Genomic DNA, 22,508 nt, shown 5'->3' with positions numbered 1-22,508 from the left:
GGCGAGGAAACTTCTCCGGCTGGGCCCGGAGGAGGCGGTAGCGGAGTTCGGCGTCATTGCGTCAACCCTTCGTGGCGCACCAGGACACCCGGCGGTGGGGCGTCGGCTGCGGTGGCGTGACTTGAACCAGCTGAGCTGAAAGCGGACATCCCATCACTGTCGAGGCGATTACGTAGTCGAAGCGCTTCGATGTTGCTGTGAGGTTAAGTGAACGCCCATGGGCGCACAAGGGTCGCTTCAAAGATTCCTCCGAGGCACTGGAGGAGGTTCTCCGTGTTCTCTGCCTGACGAACGGTTCGATCTCTTGACGCCCTCCCAGCGCCCTGGGCGTCATCGAAGCGCTTCGAAAGCACTTCTCCGCTCTACCTCTAGGGAATCCCACGTGTCTGCCCACACCTCGCACACACCACCGCCGTTCCGCGCTCACAGCTGGCTTTCGCGAAGCGCATCGACGACCTTCTGTCGCCGCTCACCCTCGACGAAAAGATGGGATGCCTGCATCAGTTCACGCCCGCCGTCGAGCGCCTGCGCACCGCGGCCTTCCACTCCGGCCAGGAGGCCCTGCATCGCGTCGCCTGGATGGGCCAGGCCACCGTTCTTCGGCAGGTGGCCGACGAGGCCCGGCAGCAGCCCCCGGCGCCATGTGAACCACCAGTGACCGCCGCACCGCCCCGCATTCGCTCCTGGTGCGGCGGCACCGATCAGAAGGGGTGAGCCATGGCCCGCCACCGCACCGCGACCTTGTCGGTGATGGTGGAGATGGTCTGGCGCGAGACGTCGGCGCCATAGACCTCGGCCAGGTGGGCCTGGACCTCGCCGGTCGTCAGGCCCTTCGCCGCCAGCGAGATGACCATCTCGTCCACGCCGGTCAGGCGCTTCTGCCGCTTCTTGACGATCTTCGGCTCGAAGGTGCCGTCGCGGTCGCGGGGCACGGCTATCTCCACCGGTCCCACATCGGTGAGCACGCTCTTGCCCCGTTTGCCGTTGCGGGAGTTGCCGCCGTTCTTGCCTGCCGGATCGTGCTTGTCATAGCCGAGGTGGTCGGTGATCTCGCCTTCGAGGGCGGACTCCAGCAGCCGCTTGGTCAGCTGCTGCAGCAGCCCGCCATCACCGGTCAGCTGCAGGCCCTCGGCCTGGGCCCGGCCCACCAGCTCGTCGATCAGCTGGTCGTCCACAGACTTCGCCGGCGCAGCCGCTGTAGCCTCGGCGGTCTTCGGCTCAGTTCACGTTCTCACTGGTCATCGGTGCATCTTCCATGATCGGGAGTTACACCGAACGATTTACAGTCCCGTTGTAGACGGTCTGCCAGGCGCCGAACCGCTCGGGCATCTCCCTGCACCGGCTGCCGGTCCGGAACCGTCAGATCCCCCTCGAACTGCTCACGCAGCCCCTCTGGGTACGGGCCAAACCTGCCGACCGGCAGGAACGGCCGCTGAACTCCTAGTCTGTGTCGGCGAGTTGCGCAAACGCTCACACCACAGTCCTACTGGACCGGCACCCACCCCCGGGCTTGATAACACCAGAGACAGTCCCTAGGCGAGCCGGATCACGTTCCAGGACAGCGGTTCGAGGACGGCGCTGAGGGTGCCGTCGCTCAGGGTGGTCCCGGAGACCTGGTGCGGCATCACGCGTTCCGGACCGGTGAGGGTGTTGCGTGCGTCGGGGTCGGCGTCCGCGAGGGCGCTGTGCTCGACGACCAACGTCAACGCGAGGCCGTTCAGGGTGACTTGCAGGGGAATGGATTGCGTGCGGCTGCGGTTGACGGCGAAGACGGTGACCGAGCCGTCCTCGGCGCGCACTGCGGTGGCGTGCAGCAGGTCGGCCTCGCCGTACTTCTCCGTTGCGTACGTCGGCGAGTCCACCCGCACGTCGAGGACCTGCCCGCGGCCGTACTTCGAGGCCTGCGCGAAGGGGAAGAACGTCGTCTGCCGCCAGGCCGGGCCGCCCGGCTCGGTCATGATCGGCGCGATCACGTTGACGAGCTGGGCGAGGCAGGCGACGGTCACCCGGTCCGCGTGGCGCAGCAGCGCGATCAGCAGCGAACCGACGACGACGGCGTCCAGGACGCTGTAGCTGTTCTCCAGCAGACGGGGTGCCTGCGCCCAGGCCCACGAGTCGGAGTTCTCCGTCCCGGTCAACTCCAAGCCGTAGCAGACGTTCCACTCGTCGAAGGACAGATTGATCTTCTTCTTCGACTTCAGCCTCGCGCCCACGTGGTCGCAGGTGGCGACGACGTTCTCGATGAAGGACTCCATGTCGACGGCGGAGGCGAGGAAGGAGTCGATGTCGCCGTCCCGGGGCTCGTAGTAGGCGTGCAGGGAGATGTAGTCGACCAGGTCGTACGTCTCCTGCAGCACCGTCGCCTCCCACTCGGCGAAGGTGGACATCCACTGGGCGGAGGAGCCGCAGGCGACCAGTTCCACGGACGGGTCGATCTGGCGCATGGCGCGGGCCGTCTCGGCGGCGATGCGACCGTATTCCGCGGCGGTCTTGTGGCCGGTCTGCCAGGGGCCGTCCATCTCGTTGCCGAGGCACCACAGCCGGATGCCGAAGGGGTCCTTGTCGCCGTGCGCTCTGCGCAGGTCCGACAGGGCCGTGCCCTGCGGATGGTTGGCGTACTCCTGGAGTTCCAGGGCCTCGGCGACGCCGCGCGTGCCGAGGTTGATCGCCATCATGGGCTCGGCCTGGGGGCCGATCTTCTTCAGGAAGGCGATGTACTCGGACAGGCCGAAGCGGTTGGTCTCGGTCGACCGCCAGGCGAGGTCGAGGCGGCGCGGGCGGTCCTCGACCGGGCCGACCGAGTCCTCCCACTTGTAGCCGGAGACGAAGTTGCCGCCGGGGTAACGGATCGTGGTGACGCCGAGCTCGCGGATCAACTCCAGTACGTCCGTGCGGATGCCCGCCTCGTCGGCCGAGGGATGGTCCGGCTCGAAGATGCCGGTGTAGACGCAGCGGCCGAGGTGTTCGACGAAGGAGCCGAAGAGGCGGGGGTTGACCTCGCCGACGGTGAAGGAGGGGTCGAGGGTGAACCGGGCCGGGCGGGTGGGAACAGCATCGGCGGTACGGGGGCTCATGGAGGTCCTTTCCACAGAGGTGCTCGAGCGTGGCCAGCCGTTGCGCATCGGTGTGCCCGTGCTGTCAGCGTACGGGCCCGTCACGGACGCGGACCTGCCGACTCTGATCTTGCAGATCGAGCTCACGCCCGGCGCAGGGATGTCGTAGGAGGCGAACAGGTAGGGGTAGGGGCTTGCTTGACTACGTACGCGCCCTCGGCGTACCAGGGCTTCCGGTGGGGAACGTGGGTTACCTGATGCCTGAGGTGGAGATGCCGGCGACGAAGCCGCGCGGCGGTACGCGCCGCCGCCGGCGCGGAAGCCGACCCCCGGCCCACCGTTGCGGCAACTCTGGCGGCCGCCGTCACCGCCCGCGCCTACGCCCTCAACTACCAGAGCGAGCAGGCCCGCGCCGCGCTCGAGGCCGCCGACGCCCTCATGAACCGGCTCCCCGAATCCGAGCGGTCGGACACGTGGCTGACGTACGGCGAGCAGAAACACCACGTCCACCTCAGCCACGCCTACACCACGCTCGGGGACACCCGCCGCGCCCGGGAGAGCCAGCAGCGCGCCTTGGAGCTGTCCGCGCCGACCAGCACCATGACGCGCACCCTGCTGCACATCGACGCAGCCGCCTGCGCCCCTCACGACGGCGACAGCGAACAAGCCTGCCGCCGCACTCACCGGCTCGCTCACGTATGCGATTGTTGCGGGCCATGGCCGGGCAGCGTCGGGGTTCGACCTGGGGTCACTCTTCCGGTGCCGATGAGCACCACCAAGCCCGCATGAGATCCTCCGTGCACGGGTGGCACGAGACCTCGAACCAGCCCGGGGAGAACGACGGCCGGCGAATTTGCGTCCTGCGGTCGTCTTGGTCGGCGCACACATCAGTACACCTGCGTTCCGGTGAGACGTGACCCGGCGCGGACGAAAACGGGTATGCGCTCCAGTGGCGCGGCGACGGTCAGCGTCCTGCCGCCGTCGTGTTCCGTCCCGGTCGCGGTGTCGATCCAACGGGCCCCGTGCGGCAGGTGGACGGCACGCTCGCGTGCGCTCGCCTCGATCACCGGTGCGACGAGCAGGTCGGGGCCGAGCATGTACTGGTCGTCGACGTCCCGGGCGGTCGCGTCGTCGGGGAAGTCGAAGAACAGCGGGCGCATGGGCGGGGCGCCGGTGCGGTGGGCGGTCTCGGCGAGTTCGTGGAGGTAGGGGCGCAGGCGTTCACGCAGGAGGAGGTGGTCGCGCAGGATCGGGTAGGCCTGCTCGCCGTAGGACCAGACCTCGTTGGGGCCGCCGCTCATCCGCGCGCTGAAGGGCTGGTTCGGCTCGCGGTCACCGTGCAGTCGCATGACGGGGCAGAAGGTGCCGTACTGGAACCAGCGGATGAGCAGTTCCCGGTACGCCGGGTCGTCCGGGTTGCCGCCCAGGAAGCCGCCGATGTCGGTGTGCCACCAGGGGATGCCGCTCAGGGCGACGTTCAGGCCCGCGCGGACCTGGGCGGCCAGGGAGTCGAAGGTGGGGAGGATGTCCCCGGACCACAGCGCGACTCCGTGGCGCTGGCTGCCGGCCCAGGCCGAGCGGATCAGGCTCAGCGGCCGGTCGTCGCCGGTTGTGCGCAGTCCTTCGGCGACGGCGCGGGCGTGTTCGTCACCGTATGCGTTGCCGACCTGTGGGCCCGGGCCGGCGTGGTAGACGGCTCGCGGCGCGAGGCTCTGCGGCAGGTCGGGTTCGCAGGCGTCGAGCCAGAAGGCGGTGACGCCCGACCGCAGGTAGTTGGCGCGGAGTTGCTCCCACAGCAGTTGCCGGGCACGGGGGTGCGTCGCGTCGTAGTACGCCATCGGCAGGTAGCGCTGGTCCCCGCCGCGCGCCGGCCAGTGGTGGCGCAGCAGGCCGCCGTGGCTGTCCCGGACCAGGCCGCCGCAGGCGCGCAGGGCATCGTGGTTGGCGCTGTCGTCCTGCAGGGTGGGCCAGACGGACACCACGAGCCGTACCCCGAGGGAGTCCAGCTCCTTGGTCATGGCGGCGGGGTCGGGCCAGTCCTCCGGGTCGAACGACCAGTCACCCATGCGGGTCCAGTGGAAGAAGTCGCAGACGATGACCGACAGCGGCAGGCCGCGGCGGTGGTGCTCACGGGCGACGGCGAGGAGTTCGTCCTGGGTGCGGTAGCGCAACTTGGACTGCCAGAAGCCGCTCGCCCAGTCGGGGAGCAGGGGCGGGTAGCCGGTGGCGTCGGCGTAGGCGGCCATGATCTCGGCGGGGGTGTCGCCCGCGACGATCCAGTAGTCGATCTGGCGGGTCTGCTCGGCGACCCAGCGGGTGGCGTCCGCGGCGAGTTCGACGCGGCCAGTGGCGGGGTTGTTCCACAGCAGTCCGTAGCCGCGGGAGGAGTGCAGGAAGGGGATCGTGACGACGGTGTTGCGCTGGACGAGGTCGATGACGCGGCCCTTGTGGTCCAGGCCGCCGTGCGGCTGCTGGCCCAGGCCGTGGATGCGCTCGCCTTCGTAGCCCTCGAAGGTCTGCTCGGCGGTGTAGGTGCCGTCGCCGCGCGGGGTGTGGACGCGGGGGCCTGGGTAGCCGTGGTGAGGCCGCTTCTCGGCCAGCAGCTCGCGGGCCTCGTGCGCCTCCCCGGTACGCAGGAAGCGCAGTCGCCCGTCCGCGTCGGCCTCCACGGTGATGCGTCCGTTGACCAGGCGGGCCGTACCGTCCTCGCGGACGTGTACGTCGGCCTCGCCCGCGTCCCGCACCGGCAGGTCGAGCGCCCAGCTCCGTTCGTCGTCGATGGTGTCGGCCGCCGCGCGGACCCGGACCGCGTGCGGGCCCCAGGGCTCGACGCGCAGCACCTCCCCCTGGGTGCGGCGCTCGATCCCTGCCTCGACGTGCTGGTACATGGGCATACCGTTCCTTCCGATGCGGGTGGCGATGGCGAGGCGGTGGGGCCTGTGCGCGGCCGATGCCTCGGGAGAGGTCGGGTTCACCGTCGAGTTCCACGGCGAGAACCGTGGCGTGTCGGTCGAGTGCGGACGCGGGCGCTGCGCTGGTCCACGGACTGAACCACGGCTGGAGGGGCAGGACGTCAGTCCTCGAAGGGGAAGTCGGACACCGCGAGCCCCGCGGTGCTGGTGTGCAGGGTGCCGTCATGGCCGCCGATGCGCGCTGCCAGGGATGCGGGCTGTCGGTCCTCACGTGGAGCCGGCCGCCCTCGCGGCGCACGCGGAAGCGGGCCGTGTGGAAGACGCTCAGTGGGATGCCGCGCTCGGCCATGCCGTCGATGAACCGGTTTGGGTCAGCTCGCCGGAGGTGAGTTCCAGCAGCGTGCCGTCCCGGCTGACCTTCCCCACGCCCTCGCCGGCGCCGGGCAGCGCGAACTCGGGGCCGCGGCCGTGCCGCCGCGGCGGGTGACGTGCTTGACGGGGGCGTGGAGAGTCATCCGGCTGACGCCGGCGCGGACGTCCGCGACCTCGGCGGCGAAGCGCGGGGTGCAGCCCCGGCGCATCAGCCAGTAGCCGTCCGTGAACTTCATCGGGTGTCCTTCCTCACGGCACGGTGTGCGCTGATCGGGTCCCGGTAGCAGCGGTAGCTGTCCTTGGGGGTTCGGGTCAGGGTGTCGTCGGCTGCGACGGTGTCGGTCTCGGCGGAGCCGTTCTCGGTGATCCGGACCGGGCCGCTTCCGTGGTGGTCGGCGGCCGTGTCACCGGTGGCTCCGGCGACCGTGCGGCCCGGGCCGTGGCTGAAGGTGTCCCGGTTGGAGGTGCCGCGGCCGTCCTCGTCGTGGGCGCCTCGGTCTGGTGGGCGGCGGTGGCGGCACCGAAGCGGAAGCCGGCGGGCGGCACCGGGATGGCGGGGCTGGTCATGTGGTTCGGTCCTGGCTCTGTCAGACGGCTCCTGGCTCGCCGTGCGGGTCGTCGGCGGGCGAAACGAAGCGGAAGGCGGCGAGGCGGAAGGCACCGTGCAGGGTCAGCCGCAGGTCCTGGACACCGCCACCGGGGGCCGCGGTGTGGGCGGTTGCGGTGGTCCACGTGTAGCGGCTGCCCGTGACCGGTACGGCGATCTCCGTCAGAAGCCGGTCGCCGGCCCGGACCTCGAGGCGTGCCTCACCCGGGCCGGTGGCCTCGCGCGCGACCTCGGCCTCGAAGCGGGCGGCACCGGACAGGTCGACGGCGCGGAACAGCAGGGTCGCGGGGCGTGCGGGATCGGCCGGGGTGACCGCGTCGCCGGCAGTGCGGGTGGCGTCGACGAGGGTGACGTCCGTGTAGTCGTCGAAGTCGACGGCCAGGGTGCGTCGGTCGACGACCGCCCGGGGTGCGGGGGCCGCGCCGGTCACCGTCAGCGGGGCGGTCAGGGTGACGTGTTCCGCGGAACGGGCGACGAGGACCTCGTAGGCGCCGGGGTCCACGGTGAAGGCCCCGGTGACGACGTCCCAGTGAGCGAGCTGTTCGGCGGCGAGGCGGAAGACCAGCTCCCGGCTCTCGCCTGCTTCGAGCCGTACCTTGCGGAAGTCGGCGAGCTTCAGCCGGGGCGCCTCGTAGCGGGCGTCCAGGGCGCGGACGTAGAGCTGGACCACCTCGCTTCCGGACCGCGTTCCGGTGTTGGAGAGCGTCACCGTGACGTCGAGCGTGCCGTCCTGCGCCACCGTCGCCGTGGACAGCCGCAGGTCGTCGTGGGCGAAGGCGGTGTACGACAGGCCGTGGCCGAACGGGTACAGGGAGGCCGTGCGGTGGTACTGGTAGGTCCAGCCCGCCTTGATGACGTCGTAGTCGAGGGGGTGCGGGAGCTCGTCGTCGCCCCGGTACCAGGTCTGCGGCAGCCGGCCCGTGGGGTCGGCCTCGCCGAGCAGTACGGCGGCCAGTGCCCGGCCTGTCTCCTGCCCGCCGTGGGATGTCCACACCACGGCGGGCAGGTGCTCGTCGGCCCAGTCGAGGGCGTAGGGGTAGCTGCTCATGACGACGAGCGCCGTCTCCGGGCGGACCGCGGCGACCGCGCGCAGCAGCGCCTCCTGGGTCCGGGGCAGTGCGATGCCCGTACGGTCCTCGGTCTCGCGGCCGTTGATGAGCGGGTGGTTGCCGAGGACGACGATCGCCACGTCGGCCGCCTCTGCGGCGGCCCGGGCCTCGGCGGAGCCGTCCCGCAGCAGCTCGCGCTGCCAGCGTTCGGCGGCCTGCGGGGTTACGGCGGTGACGCGGACCCGGCCGTCGGCGGGATCGACGACCGCGTAGCGGCCGGTGAAGACGTTGCGCAGGAGCACGGCGTCGGCGTCGCCGGCCGGATCGGGCTCCAGGACGAAGGTTTCGTTGACGAACCAGGTCTTGATGACCTCCTGGTCCGCGACGAGTGAGTCGTCGTCCTTGCGCGTGAGGTAGCGGCCGGTCGCGGTGTCGCGCAGGGTCAGGACGCCGTTTCCCCACTCGGAGACGGCGAACGCGGTCCCGCCCAGCGGGTCGCCCGTGGTGCGGGAACGCAGTGCGATCAGGTCGGCGCCCTCCACGGTGACGACGTCTCCGCCGCCCTCACCGACCGCCGCGCGCAGACCGGAGGCGATGCCGACCTCGTAGGGCAGGGTGCCGCTGTACCAGTCCTCGTACAGGGCGTCGGCGTGCGGGCCGATGACGGCGATCCGCGGTGTGCGGTCCGCGTCGAGGGGCAGCAGGCCGTCGTTCTTGAGCAGCACCACCGATTCGGTCGCGGCGCGCAGGGCGAGGGCGCGGTGCTCGGCGCAGTCGATCACCTCCGGGCCGATGCCGGTGTACGGATCGAGGTCCGGGTCGAACTCGCCGAGCCGGAAGCGCAGTTGCAGCTGGCGCCGTACCGCGCGGTCGACGTCCGCCTCGTCGATCAGGCCGCGCTCCAGAGCCTCGCGCAGTCGTCCGACAACGGTCGAGCTGTCCTCGTTCTGGTCGGTGAAACTGTCGATGCCGGCTTTGAGCGCCGCGGCGTGGCCCGCGGCGTGGTCGTCGAAGTAGTGCTCCTGGTCGACCAGGTTGGACGGCGCCTCGGCGTCGCTGACGACGAACAACTCATGTCCGGTCGGCGGGGACCAGCTGCGCAGCTCGGTCTCGATGAGCGGGCTGACGTGACAGGGACGGCCGTTGACCAGGTTGTACGCGGCCATCGCGCCGGTCGCCGCGCCCGAGGCGACGACGGGTCGGAAGGCGGCCAGGTCGTACTCCTGCAAGACGCGCGGGCGCAGGCCGGAGGAGGTGACGCAGCGGTCGTCCTCGTTGTTGTAGGCGAGGAAGTGCTTGAGCACCGCGGCCGCGCGCAGGTAGGTGGGGTGGCCGCCGGCCAGGCCCGCGCAGTAGGCCGTGCCCAGCCGTGCCGTGTGTACCGGGTCCTCGGAGTAGCCCTCCTCGTTGCGGCCCCAGCGCGGGTCGCGCAGCAGGTTCACCACGGGGGCCCACGCCTGGAGGCTGTTGGTACCGATGCCGTTCGCCGTCGGGCGGTGGTAGTGGAAGGCGCGCAGCTCGATGGAGACGGCCTCGGCGACCTGGTGGACCAGGTCCTCGTCCCAGGTCGCGCCGAGTCCCACGGCCTGTGGGAAGACCGTCGCCTCGCCGAGCCAGGAAACGCCGTGCAGCGCCTCCGTGCCGGTGCGGAACGAGGCGATGCCGAGGCGCTCGACGGCCGGTGCGTACTGGTGCAGCAGCGCGATCCGCTCGTCGAGCGTGAGCCGCCCGAGCAGGTCGTCGACGCGCTTGTCGATCGGCAGCACCGGGTCGCGGAACGGAAGCCGGGCGGCGGGCAGGGACGAAGAACCCACGAGGAAGACCCCTAAGCAGGCTGGTTGCGGGCTGTCGAAGCGCTTCGACGCTCCCACCGCAGCGACAGGCTGTCAACGACCTAGGCCAAAGGAATTTTCTTGATTCCTGCCCTCTTGTCTCGCAAGAAGCGTGTCATTAACGTTCCCGGCCAGGTGAAGCGCTTCGATGATCCGGAGGGAAGGGCCGCCGCCTTGAGTAACGAGCTGAACCGCGGAAGCTTCGTCGGCAAAGCAGGGTCGACTCCGGCTTCGGCTCCGCGCACGCACAGACGGCTCCGCTGTCCCTGCAGAGGGCGGTGGTCGTCCTGACACTCGTACCGCTGCTGATCGTCTGCCCGTTCGGGCAGAAGCACTTCCGCACCGGTGTGCTCTCGGGCGCGATCAAGGGGTGAACCGGCCGCCCGTCTGCGCCCCCGCCCTGTGACCGGGAGCGGCTCCACCCGCCCATTCCCCGCTGCTGGAGCGGAGCCGCTCCCTCACCACCGTCAGGAGGGACGCTCTGACGGTATGTCAGAGCAGTCGCCCAGCAGTTGCCGAGTCCCTTCTTCCCGAGGACCAGTCATGACCACCCGCAGCCTGACCGACCGCCTGGGCGGCCTCGCCTTCGGCGGCGACTACAACCCCGAGCAGTGGGACGAGCCGGTGTGGAAGGAGGACGACGCGCTGATGCGCCGGGCCAGGGTCAACCTGGCCACCGTAGGCGTCTTCTCCTGGGCCCTGCTGGAACCGGACGAGGGCCGCTACGACTTCACCTGGCTCGACGCCCACATCGACCGCCTCCACGCGAACGGCGTGGCCGTCGACCTCGCCACCCCGACGGCCTCCCCGCCGCCCTGGTTCACCCTGGCCCACCCCGACGCGCTGCCGGTCACCCCGGACGGCACCCGCCTCACCCACGGCAGCCGGGACACCTACTGCATCACCGCGCCCGCCTACCGCAGCGCGGCCCGCCGGATCGCCTCCGCCCTGGCCGAACGCTACGGAGACCACCCCGCCGTCGCCCTGTGGCACGTCCACAACGAGTACGGCACGCTCTGCTACTGCGACCACACCGCCGCCGCCTTCCGGGTGTGGCTGCGCACGCGCCACGGCTCGCTGGACGCCCTCAACGAGGCGTGGGGAACAGTCTTCTGGAGCCAGCGCTACACCTCCTGGGAGCAGGTGCTGCCGCCGCGCGTGACGCAGTGGCACAAGAACCCCGGCCAGGCACTGGACTTCCGCCGCTTCTGGTCCGACGAGATCATCGCCGCCTACCGCGAGCAACGCGACGCGATCCGCGCGCACAGCGACCGGCCGGTGACGACCAACCTGATGCTCCCCGCCTACCAGAACATCGACCTGTGGGCCCTGGCCCGCGAACTCGACGTCGTCACGTCCGACCAGTACCCCGGCTCACCCGGTCTGGACGCCGCCGCCGACGCCGCCTTCCACGCCGACCGCGCCCGCTCCCTGGGCGGCGGCCACCCCTGGCTGCTGATGGAACAGGGCACCAGTACCGTCTACGACCGCGACCGGGTCCTAGCCAAGGAGCCCGGGGACATCCTGCGCCACACCCTCGGGCACATCGCGCGCGGTTCGGAGGGGGCCTTGTTCTTCCAGTGGCGGCAGTCCCGGGCCGGCGCCGAGACGTGGCACTCGGCGATGGTCCCGCACGCGGGGCCGGACAGCCGCATCTTCCGTGAGGTCGCGCAGGTCGGCGAGGCGGTCGCCCGGCTCGGCGAGCTGGCGGGATCGACGGTCACCGCTTCGGTGGCGGTCCTGCACGACGCGGACGCCTGGTGGGCGCTCGGCGTGGACGGCCTGCCCTCGGCGGACTTCGACTACCACGCGGCACTCGGCCGGGCGCACCGGGCACTGTGGGACGCCGGCGTCACCGTCGACTTCGCGCACCCCGAGCACGAGTTGAGCCGCTTCCCGCTCGTCATCGCACCGGCCCTGTTCCTCCTGCCCGACGGGGCGGCCGAGAACCTGTGCCGTTACGTCGCCGACGGCGGAACCCTCCTCGTCCAGCACGCGAGCGGATACGTCGACGACCGCATGCACGCCCGCCTCGGCGGCTACCCCGCCGAGCCGCTACGCGAGGCGCTGGGCATCCGCGTCGAGGAGTACCGGCCGCTGCGGCGGGACGAGCGGATCGCCCTGTCGGACGGATCGCACGGCACCGTCTGGAGCGAGTCGCTTCGCGCCGAAGGTGCGGAAACGCTTGCCGCCTACGCCGAGGGCATGCTCGCCGGCAGCCCGGCGCTGACCCGTCACCGCTTCGGCACCGGACAGGGCTGGTACCTCTCCACCCGCCTGGACGACGCCGGCTACGCCGCCCTGGTCGCCCGGCTGCTCGACGAGGCGGGGGTGGGTCCCGAGGTGCCGGGCCTGCCCGCTCAGGTCGAGGCCGTCATCCGACGCGCCCCGGACGGCCGTCGCTGGCGCGTCCTGATCAACCACCGCCCCGAGCCCGTGCCCCTGCCCGAGCCCGCCCACGACCTGCTCACGGGCAGCACATTGTCCGAACTGCCGCCCGGCGGCTGCGCGGTGCTCCGTACCGCCTGACTCCCCGCCCGAGTCCCTCCCTTACCGCTGGGGCCTGCCCCCGCGCGTTCTGACCCCTACCAGAAAGGCCATCATGACCGGCGCACCGCAGACTCTCCGTTGGGGCCACGCGGCCCTGGAGGTCGAGATCGACGTCGGCGAGGACGGCACCGCCCGCCTCACCCGCATCGGCCTCCCCGGCGGGACACCCCCCGAGCGGCGCTCCTGGCCTCCGCTGCCACTGCTGGAGGTGACGGCCGCGGGGCACGGCCGCGCCTGGTCGAGCGGGCGTCTCATCGACTCGTACGTCGGCGGACGGCTGCGCCACCGCGCGCACCGTGTGTCCCGCGACGGTGACTGGCACGTGCTGACCGTCGAACTCCGCGACCCTGAAACCGGGCTCGTCGCGGAGGTGACCTACCGCTCGCCGGACGGGGTGCCCGTACTGCGCAGCGAGGTGGTCCTGCGCAACGGCGGGGAGGCCGCGCTGTACCTGGAATCGGTCTCGTCCCTGGTCGTGGGGTGCCTCGCGGACGGTCCGGAGGCCATCGGGGGCGCGGATCTGCTGTGGGCGGAGAACGACTGGGTCGCCGAATGCCGCTGGCAGCGCCGGCCGATGCGGGTGACCTCGCCGGTGCTGAGCGACCGCGTCGTCGTCTACGACAACGGCAAGGGCGAGTTCACGCAGACCGGCCGGGGCGTGTGGTCCAGTTGCGGCCGCCTGCCCATGGGCGGCCTCACCGACCGTCACTCGGGCCGCACCTGGCTGTGGCAGATCGAGCACAACGGCGGCGGCTGGCACTGGGAGTGCGGTGAACGCGACCGGCTCGCCTACCTGGCCCTGTTCGGCCCCACCGACACCCACCACGGCTGGCGCCATCCCCTGGAGCCCGGCGGCGAGTTCCACACCGTACCCGTCGCCCTCGCCTTCAGCGCCGACGGCGGCCCGGACGACGCGTTCGCCGCGCTGACCCGTTACCGCCGCACCGCCCGCCGCCCGCACGCCGACCACCGGCGTCTGCCCGTCATCTTCAACGACTACATGAACTGCCTGATGGGAGACCCCACCACGGAGAAGCTGCTGCCGCTGATCGACGCGGCGGCCGAGGCCGGCGCGGAGTACTTCGTCATCGACGCCGGCTGGTACGACGACGAGATGGGCGGCTGGTGGGACAACGTCGGCGTCTGGGAGCCGGCCGCCTCCCGTTTCCCCGGAGAGCGCGGGATCCACGAGGTGCTGGACCGCATCCGCGAGCGCGGCATGGTTCCCGGCCTGTGGCTGGAGCCGGAGGTGATCGGCGTACGCAGCCCCATGGCCAAGGCCCTGCCGGACGAGGCGTTCTTCCGCCGCGACGGCGTTCGCGTCACGGAGACCGGCCGCCACCACCTGGACCTGCGTCATCCGGCCGCCCGCGCCCACCTGGACCAGGTCGTGGACCGTCTGGTCGGCGAGTGGGGCGTCGGCTACCTCAAGCTCGACCACAACATCGACCCCGGCTCCGGCACCAGCGCCCACCCCGGCGAGACCCCGGCCGCCGGACTGCTCGGCCACAACCGCGCCCAACTGGACTGGCTCGATGGCATCCTGGACCGCTACCCGCACCTCGTGGTGGAGAACTGCTCCTCCGGAGGCATGCGCTGGGACCACGCACTGCTGTCGCGGCTGCAACTGCAGTCCACCAGCGACCAGCAGAACCTCCAGCTCTACGCGCCCATCGCCGCCTCCGCACCCACCGCCGTCACCCCCGAGCAGGGCGCCGTCTGGGCCTACCCGCTGCCGGAGGACTCCCTCGACGAGGTCGCGTTCACCATGGCGAACGCGCTCCTCGGCCGCATCCACCTCTCCGGCCTGCTTTCGGATCTGCGGCCCGAGGCCCGGGCCCTGGTCCACGAGGCCGTCACCGTGTACAAGGCCATCCGTGCCGACCTGCCTCAGGCCGTCCCCGCGTGGCCGCTCGGCCTGCCGGCCTGGGACGTCCCGTGGCTCGCCCTGGCCCTGCGCACCCCGGCCACCACCTACCTCACCGTGTGGCGCCGCCCCGGCGCCGAGTCCACCATGAGCCTTCCCCTGCCTCACCTCCGCGGCTCCGCCGCTCGCGTCGACGTCCTCTACCCCACCGCGAGCCAGGCCGTCGCCGCCTGGAACCCCGACGCCGCCGACCTCACGCTGACGCTGCCCACAGCTCCGTCCGCCGTGCTGCTCCGCCTCACCCACACGGTGCCGGACGCGCCCTGAACCGCCGGTGCCACATGACAACGATCCGCTGAAGGAAAGGGACTTGGCCCAATGTCAGAAACGCAGCAGGCGGACGCCACCGTGACCAACCCCGTGATCCCCGGCTTCCACCCCGACCCCAGCGTCTGCCGCGTCGGAGACGACTACTACCTCGTCTGCTCCAGCTTCGAGTACTTCCCCGGCATCCCCGTCTTCCACAGCCGCGACCTGGTGCACTGGACGCAGATCGGCAACGCCCTGGACCGGCCGGCCCAACTGCGCCTGCCGGCCTCCATGCCGTCCTCCGGCGGGATCTACGCTCCCACCCTGCGCCACCACGACGGACGTTTCTGGCTGATCGTCACCAACGTGGCGGAGGGCGAGGGCAACATGCTGTTCACCGCCACCGACCCGGCCGGGCCCTGGTCCGACCCGGTCCGACTGCCGGAGGTGAGGGGCATCGACCCGGATCTCGCCTGGGACGAGGACGGCACCTGCTGGTGCACGGTCGCCGGGGGCGCGCAGGTCCGTATCGACCCGTACACCGGCGAGACGTTCGGACCTCCGCACAAGGTGTGGGCCGGCACCCCCGGCGCCCAGGCGCCGGAGGCGCCGCATCTGTACCACATCGGCGCGTACTGGTACCTGCTCATCGCCGAGGGCGGCACCGAGCGCGGCCACGCCGTCTCGATCGCCCGCGGGCGCACGCCCACCGGCCCGTTCGAGCCGTGCCCGGCCAACCCGGTCCTCACCCACCGCGGCACTCACCGCCCGATCCAGAACACCGGTCACGCGGACCTGGTCCAGGGGCCCGACGGTTCGTGGTGGATGGTGCTGCTGGGCGTCCGGCCGCGGGGTGGCACGCCCGGCTGGCACGTGCTGGGCCGCGAGACCTTCCTGGCGCCCGTGGAGTGGGTGGACGGCTGGCCCGTCGTCGGCGAGGTGTCGCCCGAACTGCCCGCGCCCGCCTGGCCGCTCGTCCCCGGCCCCGCCGAGGCCCGCCGGGACGACTTCGACCTCAGCGAGTTGCGGCCGCAGTGGATCTCCGTGCGCGACCGTCCGGAGGAGCACTGCACCACCAAGGAGCGGGCCGGCTGGCTGACGCTGCGCGCCCGCGGCGCCTCGCTGGACAAGCCGGACGTCGTGTTCGTCGGCCGCCGCCAGCAGCATCTGGCATGCCGGGTGCGCACGTGCATCGATCCGGCGGGAGGGCGCGGCGGCCTCGCCGTTCGGCTGGACGAGGAACACCACTACGAGATCGAGGCGTCGGACGGGGAGGTGCGGGTGCTGTGTCGCATCGGCCCGCTGCGCACCGTCATGGGGTCCCGGTCCGTGCCCGCCGGGCCCGTGGTCCTCGGCGTCCGGATCTCCGGCACCCCACCGCGGGACGCCCGCACCGGGCCCGACACCGTCACGCTCGGCATCGAGGAGCCGGACGGCACGTTCACCGTGCTCGGCACGCTCGACGGCCGCTATCTGTCGACGGAGGTGGCCGGCGGATTCACCGGCCGGGTCATCGGCCTGTACGCCGCGGCCGGCACAGTCCACTTCGACTGGTTCGACTACGAGCCGCTCGGCCTCTGAACCGGCGCGGCGAGCCGAGGCACCACGTCGGCTTCCGAAGACGCCCCGCCCCACTTGCTGCCTGCCGCTCCATCCCCCCACGGGCGGAACCCGCTCGGCCAACAGAGAGAGGTCAGAGATGAAGGGAACGCACCACCCCACCAGCCGGCGCAGAGGCGGCCCGGGCCGGGTGCTCGGTCTGCTGCTGGCGCTGGTCGCCGCGATCGGGCTGACCAGCACCACCGCGTTCGCCGTACCGTCCCACAAGGGCGCGTCCGCGGCGACGAAGAACATCGCGCTCAGTCCGATGGGCACGGTGGCCGCGATGCAGCCCAGCTGGAACCTCGGCAACACCCTGGACGCCATCCCCGACGAGACGTCCTGGGGCAACCCACCGGTCACCAAGGCCCTGTTCGACACCATCAAGTCCCAGGGCTTCCGCAGCGTCCGGATCCCGGTGACGTGGACCGACCACCAGTCCTCCACCGCCCCCTACACGATCGACGCGACATGGATGACCCGCGTCAAGCAGGTGGTCGACTGGGCCCTGTCCGACGGTCTCCACGTCGTGATCAACGTCCATCACGACTCGTGGCAGTGGATCGCCGACATGCCCACCAACCATGACGGCGTCCTGGCCCGCTTCAAGGCCACCTGGACCCAGATCGCCGCCACGTTCAGGGACTCCCCGAGCAGCCTGCTCTTCGAGAGCAACAACGAGCCGCAGTTCAACAACACCACCGACGCCCAGGGCATCCAGTACAACGACGAACTGAACACCGCGTTCCACACCGTGGTGCGCCAGTCCGGCGGCAACAACGCGACCCGTCTGCTCGTCCTGCCCAGCCTGCACACCAATTCCGGCCAGGTCTTCCTGGACGCCCTGGTGAGCGAGATGAAGTCGCTGAACGACCCCAACCTGGTGGCCACCGTGCACTACTACGGCTGGTGGCCGTTCAGCGTGAACATCGCCGGCGGCACCCAGTTCGACGCCACCGCGCAGAAGGACATGACCGACAACTTCGCCCGGATCCACGACACCCTCGTCTCCAAGGGAATCCCCGTCTACCTGGGCGAGTACGGCCTGTTGAGCTACCCCGACTACTTCCACCCCGCGCGTGTCGAACGGGGCGAGGCCCTGAAGTACTTCGAGATGCTGGGCTACGAGGCCCGCACCGCGGGGGTGACCACGGCGCTGTGGGACGCCTACAACTTCCTGAACCGCTCCACGCTGCAGTGGCGTGAGCCCGAGCTGATCGACCAGATCAAGTCGAGCTGGACCACCCGCTCGGGCACCGCCTCCTCGGACCGTGTCTTCCTGGCGAAGTCGAGTGCGATCGCCGCCAGGACACTCACCCTGAACCCGAACGGCACCACCTTCCAGGGCGTTTGGCAGGGCAGCACCAAGCTCGTCCAGGGCCGGGACTACACCGTCTCCGGCAACCAGCTCACGCTCACAGCCACCGCGCTGACCCGGCTCGCCGGCAACCGCGCCTACGGGGTCAACGCGACGATCGAGGCCCGTTTCTCCCGGGGCCTGCCCTGGAAGATCTACGTGACCACGTATGACAGGCCGGTGCTCTCCGACGCGACCGGTGACGCCAGCGGTCTCACCATCCCCACCCAATACCGCGGTGACCAGCTGGCCACCATGGAGGCCAAGTACGCCGACGGCAGCAACGCCGGCCCGACCGACTGGACTCCCTACCAGGAGTTCAACGAGGCCTTCTCTCCCGACTACCCGGGCAACGGTCTTCTCCTCACCTCCAAGTTCGTCAACTCACTGCGTGACAACACCCAGGCGACGCTCGTCTTCCACTTCTGGAGCGGAGCCACCGTGACGTACAACGTGACGAAGAACTCAGGCTCGGTGACCGGAACCGTCGCCTGACCCTTCCCCGCCCCGGGTGTCCCCTGGCACCCGGGGCTCTCTTCCTGCCCGGTCAGCCCTTCGGCGGGCCCGTGCTCTCCCGGATGGTGAGCGTGTTCGCGATCTCCGGTGAGCAGTTTTCACCCACTGGCGGAGCAGTGGTAAGCGTGAGCGGCCGAGATCGGTCAGCTGGTCAACGGGAGCCCCGCGCGCCTGCCCTCCCGACGTTGTTCAGGCGGAGCCGAAATTCGAAAGGGGGCGGCTGCAGACGCCGACGGGATTGGAACCCGCGGACGAGGACGGGCAGGGCCCGCCCGGTCCTCATCAGTCGTCGCGCGGAGGGCCTTCCGCGCGACGATCGCAATGGACCGCTCTGCCACGGCGCCGCAACCTGCCGGGCCTGAGCGGGATGGGCGTCGCCGTCCTGGACGACGTGGACGCGGCCCGGGAGCGGGCTGCTCTTGGGGGCGGGGTCGACTATCGGGGCGAGCCGCTGCCACATGCCGGCGCTGACCCGGGCGAGGATGACGGTGGAGAACTGCTCGCGGGCGCCGGGGATGAGGCGACCGCCGACGGTGGCGGGTCCGTCGTAGATGACGTGGATGCGGGCCGCGCGCCCCTCGTACAGAACGGCCTCGAGGGCGGCGATGGCCGGGGACCGCTTCGGGTCGTCCTCCTGCCGGAACGTCTCCCAGTAGCGGGCGAGATGCCGGAGCATGTCGTCGGCCCGGTCGATCACGACCATCAGCCGCGGCACACCGTCAAGGTCGCCGTCGAGGGCGATGCGGCGCTCCAACTCGGAGCCGAAGCCGACCAGGGCGTCGTGGATGCCGGCGACGTCGCCGCGGTGCGTGACCGTCGGCAGGTCCTTCGCCCACAGGTGGGCGATGCGGGTGTAGTCGAGGACCAGGGCGTGGCCGCCCTGGTGGAGGAACTGCGCGGTGGAGGAGGAGGTGGCCCGGGTACGGAAGCGAGGCCGGTTGCGGATCAACGAGGCGCGGGTGGCGGGGGCGCGGGTCGTGCTGGCGATGGGTGAGGCCGGGAAGACGGTGGCCGGGTGCAGCCATCGGTTGGGTGTGGGGGTGGAGCGGGTCAAGGAGCTGCGGCGGCTGGCGCGTGCCGATCTGGCTGCGGAGGGCTCGGAGTTAGCGCCGAGGAAGGTGGAGGCGGACGGCCCGGGGAAGGCGGCGGCTGGGCCGGGTGCGGCGCAGCGGGATGGTGTGCGTGCGCCGGTGTCGTCGGCCGGGGACACGGGGGCCGCGCCGGTCGCTGCTGCGCCGGTGACGGGGGCGCAGTTCGGCATCGACCAGCCCCTCGGTGACGCCGTGGCGATCTTCTCCCACGTCCTGGCGGGCCGTATGGCTCTCGCCGACGACGGTGGTCAGACATCCCACCGGCAACGACGTGACAACGCCCGCCGAGGCGCTGCTCACCCTCGCGAGAAGAACTCGTGCGCCATCGCGATCATGGCACGTTCCGCAGCACCGGGCGTGCGCTCTGATGGAGTGGCCAGGGAAAACGACCATTCCAGGTCGGCGTCGTCGACGGTCAGCGTGGCGACATCCTTTGCCTTGCCGAGGACGGGCCGTGGCAGCAGCGCCACGCCCAGGCCGTTTCGAACGTAGGCCACGCCGGTGGTGGGGTCGGTGATTTCGATGGCGACGCGATGGGGGACGGAGGCGGCGGCGAAGGCTCGGTCGGCGACGGCCCGGTTGCTGTAGCCCACGGGAAAGTCGACGAAGTCCAGACCGGCCAGATCGGTAATCGACACGGTGCGGCGTTTCACGAGCGGATGGTCGGCCGGCACGACTAGGTCCAGCACTGAGGTGGCAAGTTGGATCAGCGTGATGCCTGTCGGGCGCGGTCCGGGCCCCGAGACGAAGGCGAGGTCGAGCCGCCGTTCGAGGAGCGCTTCGAGCAGGCCCTGGGAGCCGGTGGGAGCCGCGCTGGTCTGCAGGAACACACCGGGATGCCGCCGGTGGAACTCGCCGAGGAACACGGGAAGGTCGATGAGCCCGACCGTGGCTATCGCGCCCAGCCGCAGGGTGCCGCGTAGTCCGCTTGAGACCTCGGCCACCGCGTCCTCAGCCTCCCGGGCGGCGTCGAGAGCGGCATGGGCACGAGGGAGCAGGGCAGCACCGGCATTGGTGAGCAGTACGCGTTTGGGAGTGCGTTCCAACAGTGGCGTGCCGAGTTCTCGCTCGAGGTTCTTGATTGTGGTGGAGACCGCGGACTGGACGACGTGCAGCCGTGCGGCGGCACGGGTGAAGTTCCCTTCCTCCGCGACGGCGACGAAGTGTTCGAGCTGGCGCAGTTCCACCCTCCGAGTATCCCTCAGCGAGCCCCTGCGGTATCTCTCAGCGAGATGGCGAGATTCGCTGACTTTCATTGGACATTTCCTGTTGCGTCCGGCGATTGTGTTGGAAGCGACCGAACCGATACAGGAGGCTGGAAGATGACCTACAAGACGCCACCGACATATCTGGGCAGCGGTGACCCTGCGCGGCAGCGCAAGGACTACTACCCTCCTTGGCTGGACAATCTTGCCGACGATGTGACACTGGAGGCCGGGGTCTTGAAAGGGACCATCCACGGGGCCAAGGACGTTCTCGCCATTCTCTCATATGCACGCACTCTGTACGATTTTCAGGACTTCATCTACATCGGTAAGTACGGAGAGAACGGTTTCGTCGAGGACTACGCTGCAACGGTAGACGGTAAGCCGATCGCGAACATCGCCGTTGTCTACTTCAATGAGGAGGGGAAGACGCAACATCTTGTGATGAACCACCGTCCACTGCAGATGCTCAACTACTTCTCCCGAAAATTGGGCGAGCATTTCGCTGTGACCGAGTACGCAAAATATGTCGCCGACTCGTCGGATACCGACCGCGACTGAACGGATTCCCGCTTATTTCTGCTGCGCCACGCAGAAACATGTAGCGGGACCAGCTAATCCCGGATGCTCGCTGGCGCGCATATTCCGAATTCTCGGAGCATGATTCTCGACCCTGGTCACCCTGACGCCCACCTGCCTGTCTCATGGCGGCAAGACCCTGTGCGGATGAAGAAGACCGGCCGCGCCGTAGGCCGGCTGTACGTGGGCATCTTCAAGGGGCGTGACTCGATCAACGGCCTCCAGGTGCACACCTTGGGCGGCCTCCCAAAGGGAGCGGAGCAGTGGGTGTTTGCGTCACGCTGCATCCGTCCGGCGCCAGGAATCTCCGGAGCCGGGCGTGGCGATCCCGAAATGGCCAAGTCATGCTCTCAACTGAGACAGTGCGCTGCGGCGAGCGGGCACCAGCAGCATTGGTGTCAAGAACGGCCGCCGAGTTCGTCGGGCGCTGATATTCGAAAGGTCACTCATGCCTCAATCCATGCGCGCGCTCGTAGCCGAAGAGGCTGGCGAGCCGACCGATGTCCTACTGCTGGAATCCCGGCCTGTTCCCACGCCGGAAGCCGGTCAGGCGTTGATCCGTGTGAACGCGACTCCGATTCACGCCAGTGATCTGCATGTGCTGCGTGGCCGCTACGGCTTCGCTCCCGAGTTTCCCACTGTCGGGGGTCACATGGAATGCGTGGGCCGTGTTGAGGCCCTCGGCCCGGATACCGAGGGGCTGAAGATCGGCGAGCGCGTGGTGGCCGCTGCGGTCCCGGCGGTACCCGGGCCCCCCATGGCCGGCACGTGGCAGGAATACCTTGTCATCGATACACGGCGGCTCCTACCGGTTCCCGATCACTTGAGCGACTCCGACGCCTGTCAACTCGCCGTGAACCCGTTGACCGCGCTGCTCCTTGTGACTCGCGAACTCGACGTGCAGCCGGGTGAATGGTTGTTGCAAACGGCCGCGGGCTCCACCGTCGGCCGGCTCGTCATTCAACTGGCCGGGCATCTCGGTATTCGCACGATCAACGTCGTGCGGCGACGAGATGCCGTCGAGGAGATCAAAGCGTTCGGTGGTGACGAGGTCATCTGCACCGAGGACGAGGACCTGTTGCAGCGTGTGGCCGAGATCGCGGGATCGGCCGGCGTCCGCAAGGCCATCGACTGCGTCGCGGGCCAGGTAGGTGCCCAGGTGTCCCAGGCACTGGCTCCGGGAGGGGAGGTCGTGGTCTACGGCGCGCTCTCCACCCATCGGCAGACCAACCCGGCAGCGCTGACGATCCCGCTGCAGGCACGCTCGGTCATTTACGACACCAAAACGGTCCGAGGCTTCTGGCTGAATCGCTGGTTCGGCACCGCCTCACCCGAGGAGGCGCTGCGCGCGCTGTCCCAGGTGCGCAGTCTCGTCGCCGACGGAGACCTGAGTATCCCCCAGGGCCGGCCGTTCCCGCTCGAACACTTCCCCGAGGCCGTCGCGCTCGCCGAGGCACCCGCGCACGGCACCAAGCCGCTCTTCGTATTCGAAGACAGCCGGAACGGGGACAACGGATAGGAAGAGGCCTGCCGGTGCGTCGGAACGCTTCCAGGTCAGCCACACCACTGCCGCCCTATGAGCCAGCCGCTACTAATGGGACCGGGGTTAC

General features: G+C 70.1%; 15 protein-coding genes, 1 tRNA gene and 3 pseudogenes. 9 read left to right on the top strand and 10 right to left on the bottom strand.

Annotated elements, in window-relative coordinates; translation table 11 throughout:
* Positions 1 to 382: 382 nt before the first annotated feature.
* Positions 383 to 606, top strand: a pseudogene (locus ACIRC0_RS36460) (hypothetical protein); the annotation flags it as partial.
* A 131-nt stretch (positions 607 to 737) separates the two neighbouring features.
* On the opposite strand, the pseudogene ACIRC0_RS36455 reads toward ACIRC0_RS36460, so the two are convergent.
* From ACIRC0_RS36455 to ACIRC0_RS36445, 3 genes and pseudogenes are all read right to left on the bottom strand, one after another.
* Positions 738 to 1,175, bottom strand: a pseudogene (locus ACIRC0_RS36455) (transposase); the annotation flags it as partial.
* 118 nt (positions 1,176 to 1,293) lie between these two features.
* A pseudogene (locus ACIRC0_RS36450) lies at positions 1,294 to 1,474 on the bottom strand (transposase); the annotation flags it as partial.
* A 58-nt stretch (positions 1,475 to 1,532) separates the two neighbouring features.
* The gene (locus ACIRC0_RS36445) at positions 1,533 to 3,074 is read right to left on the bottom strand and encodes an alpha-N-arabinofuranosidase (RefSeq protein ID WP_403625440.1); all 1,542 of its coding nucleotides are present in this window, start codon (positions 3,072 to 3,074) and stop codon (positions 1,533 to 1,535) included.
* 417 nt (positions 3,075 to 3,491) lie between these two features.
* On the opposite strand from ACIRC0_RS36445, the gene ACIRC0_RS36440 reads away from it, so the two are divergent.
* The gene (locus ACIRC0_RS36440) at positions 3,492 to 3,842 is read left to right on the top strand and encodes a hypothetical protein (protein WP_403625437.1); all 351 of its coding nucleotides are present in this window, start codon (positions 3,492 to 3,494) and stop codon (positions 3,840 to 3,842) included.
* 98 nt (positions 3,843 to 3,940) lie between these two features.
* Here the strand turns inward: ACIRC0_RS36440 and ACIRC0_RS36435 are convergent, their stop codons facing one another.
* The 4 genes from ACIRC0_RS36435 to ACIRC0_RS36420 form a co-directional block, all read right to left on the bottom strand.
* Positions 3,941 to 5,941 carry a TIM-barrel domain-containing protein gene (locus ACIRC0_RS36435; RefSeq protein WP_403625434.1) on the bottom strand — a complete coding sequence of 667 codons (2,001 nt, stop codon included), beginning with the start codon at positions 5,939 to 5,941 and terminating at the stop codon, positions 3,941 to 3,943.
* 395 nt (positions 5,942 to 6,336) lie between these two features.
* Entirely contained in the window at positions 6,337 to 6,573 is a 237-nt protein-coding gene (locus ACIRC0_RS36430; protein ID WP_403625431.1) for a hypothetical protein, read from the bottom strand.
* Positions 6,570 to 6,998: a family 1 glycosylhydrolase gene (locus tag ACIRC0_RS36425; protein ID WP_403625428.1), complete on the bottom strand. Its 429-nt coding sequence runs from the start codon at positions 6,996 to 6,998 to the stop codon at positions 6,570 to 6,572. Before ACIRC0_RS36425 ends, ACIRC0_RS36430 begins: the two co-directional genes overlap by 4 nt.
* The gene (locus ACIRC0_RS36420) at positions 6,925 to 9,807 is read right to left on the bottom strand and encodes a glycoside hydrolase family 3 C-terminal domain-containing protein (protein WP_403625426.1); all 2,883 of its coding nucleotides are present in this window, start codon (positions 9,805 to 9,807) and stop codon (positions 6,925 to 6,927) included. The genes ACIRC0_RS36425 and ACIRC0_RS36420 overlap by 74 nt, the downstream gene beginning before the upstream one ends.
* A 561-nt stretch (positions 9,808 to 10,368) precedes the next feature.
* Here ACIRC0_RS36420 and ACIRC0_RS36415 point away from each other — a divergent pair.
* The 4 genes from ACIRC0_RS36415 to ACIRC0_RS36400 all read left to right on the top strand — a co-directional run bounded on the left by ACIRC0_RS36415 (position 10,369) and on the right by ACIRC0_RS36400 (position 18,002).
* On the top strand, positions 10,369 to 12,354 hold the full coding sequence (locus ACIRC0_RS36415; protein WP_403625423.1) for a beta-galactosidase: 1,986 nt from the start codon (positions 10,369 to 10,371) through the stop codon (positions 12,352 to 12,354).
* Positions 12,355 to 12,427: 73 nt separating this feature from the next.
* Positions 12,428 to 14,569, top strand: a complete 2,142-nt coding sequence (locus ACIRC0_RS36410; RefSeq protein ID WP_403625420.1) for an alpha-galactosidase — start codon at positions 12,428 to 12,430, stop codon at positions 14,567 to 14,569.
* A 51-nt stretch (positions 14,570 to 14,620) separates the two neighbouring features.
* Entirely contained in the window at positions 14,621 to 16,132 is a 1,512-nt protein-coding gene (locus ACIRC0_RS36405) for a glycoside hydrolase family 43 protein (RefSeq protein ID WP_403625417.1), read from the top strand.
* Positions 16,133 to 16,250: 118 nt separating this feature from the next.
* Positions 16,251 to 18,002 carry a cellulase family glycosylhydrolase gene (locus ACIRC0_RS36400; protein WP_403625414.1) on the top strand — a complete coding sequence of 584 codons (1,752 nt, stop codon included), beginning with the start codon at positions 16,251 to 16,253 and terminating at the stop codon, positions 18,000 to 18,002.
* A 245-nt stretch (positions 18,003 to 18,247) separates the two neighbouring features.
* Here the strand turns inward: ACIRC0_RS36400 and ACIRC0_RS36395 are convergent.
* Positions 18,248 to 18,367: transfer RNA gene (locus ACIRC0_RS36395), tRNA-OTHER, on the bottom strand.
* A gap of 23 nt (positions 18,368 to 18,390) precedes the next feature.
* On the opposite strand from ACIRC0_RS36395, the gene ACIRC0_RS36390 reads away from it, so the two are divergent.
* Positions 18,391 to 19,017 (top strand): hypothetical protein, encoded by a 627-nt coding sequence (locus ACIRC0_RS36390; RefSeq protein WP_403625411.1) that lies wholly within the window; start codon positions 18,391 to 18,393, stop codon positions 19,015 to 19,017.
* 109 nt (positions 19,018 to 19,126) lie between these two features.
* On the opposite strand, the gene ACIRC0_RS36385 is transcribed toward ACIRC0_RS36390, so the two are convergent.
* Together ACIRC0_RS36385 and ACIRC0_RS36380 are read right to left on the bottom strand one after the other, a co-directional pair.
* Positions 19,127 to 19,414: a hypothetical protein gene (locus tag ACIRC0_RS36385; RefSeq protein ID WP_403625409.1), complete on the bottom strand. Its 288-nt coding sequence runs from the start codon at positions 19,412 to 19,414 to the stop codon at positions 19,127 to 19,129.
* On the bottom strand, positions 19,411 to 20,301 hold the full coding sequence (locus ACIRC0_RS36380) for a LysR family transcriptional regulator (protein ID WP_403625407.1): 891 nt from the start codon (positions 20,299 to 20,301) through the stop codon (positions 19,411 to 19,413). Before ACIRC0_RS36380 ends, ACIRC0_RS36385 begins: the two co-directional genes overlap by 4 nt.
* Positions 20,302 to 20,436: 135 nt before the next feature.
* Between ACIRC0_RS36380 and ACIRC0_RS36375 the strand changes: the two genes are divergently transcribed.
* The gene (locus ACIRC0_RS36375) at positions 20,437 to 20,880 is read left to right on the top strand and encodes a hypothetical protein (protein ID WP_403625403.1); all 444 of its coding nucleotides are present in this window, start codon (positions 20,437 to 20,439) and stop codon (positions 20,878 to 20,880) included.
* 478 nt (positions 20,881 to 21,358) lie between these two features.
* Positions 21,359 to 22,417 carry a zinc-dependent alcohol dehydrogenase family protein gene (locus ACIRC0_RS36370; RefSeq protein WP_403625400.1) on the top strand — a complete coding sequence of 353 codons (1,059 nt, stop codon included), beginning with the start codon at positions 21,359 to 21,361 and terminating at the stop codon, positions 22,415 to 22,417.
* The last annotated feature ends 91 nt before the right edge of the window (positions 22,418 to 22,508 follow it).

The sequence above is a fragment of the Streptomyces sp. NPDC093984 genome (assembly GCF_044764595.1).
Lineage (GTDB): Bacteria > Actinomycetota > Actinomycetes > Streptomycetales > Streptomycetaceae > Streptomyces > Streptomyces cynarae.
Note: the sequence above shows the minus strand (reverse complement) of the source record. Positions and strands in the feature narration are given on the sequence as shown.

Excerpts from the sequence above, each read along its gene's own strand:
- ACIRC0_RS36405 (WP_403625417.1), top strand. The coding sequence starts at position 14,621 with ATGTCAGAAACGCAGCAGGCGGACGCCACCGTGACCAACCCCGTGATC.
- ACIRC0_RS36435 (WP_403625434.1), bottom strand. The coding sequence starts at position 5,941 with ATGTACCAGCACGTCGAGGCAGGGATCGAGCGCCGCACCCAGGGGGAG.
- ACIRC0_RS36440 (WP_403625437.1), top strand. The coding sequence starts at position 3,492 with ATGAACCGGCTCCCCGAATCCGAGCGGTCGGACACGTGGCTGACGTAC.
- ACIRC0_RS36390 (WP_403625411.1), top strand. The coding sequence starts at position 18,391 with ATGGGCGTCGCCGTCCTGGACGACGTGGACGCGGCCCGGGAGCGGGCT.
- ACIRC0_RS36400 (WP_403625414.1), top strand. The coding sequence starts at position 16,251 with ATGAAGGGAACGCACCACCCCACCAGCCGGCGCAGAGGCGGCCCGGGC.
- ACIRC0_RS36430 (WP_403625431.1), bottom strand. The coding sequence starts at position 6,573 with ATGAAGTTCACGGACGGCTACTGGCTGATGCGCCGGGGCTGCACCCCG.
- ACIRC0_RS36415 (WP_403625423.1), top strand. The coding sequence starts at position 10,369 with ATGACCACCCGCAGCCTGACCGACCGCCTGGGCGGCCTCGCCTTCGGC.
- ACIRC0_RS36445 (WP_403625440.1), bottom strand. The coding sequence starts at position 3,074 with ATGAGCCCCCGTACCGCCGATGCTGTTCCCACCCGCCCGGCCCGGTTC.
- ACIRC0_RS36410 (WP_403625420.1), top strand. The coding sequence starts at position 12,428 with ATGACCGGCGCACCGCAGACTCTCCGTTGGGGCCACGCGGCCCTGGAG.
- ACIRC0_RS36370 (WP_403625400.1), top strand. The coding sequence starts at position 21,359 with ATGCGCGCGCTCGTAGCCGAAGAGGCTGGCGAGCCGACCGATGTCCTA.
- ACIRC0_RS36375 (WP_403625403.1), top strand. The coding sequence starts at position 20,437 with ATGACCTACAAGACGCCACCGACATATCTGGGCAGCGGTGACCCTGCG.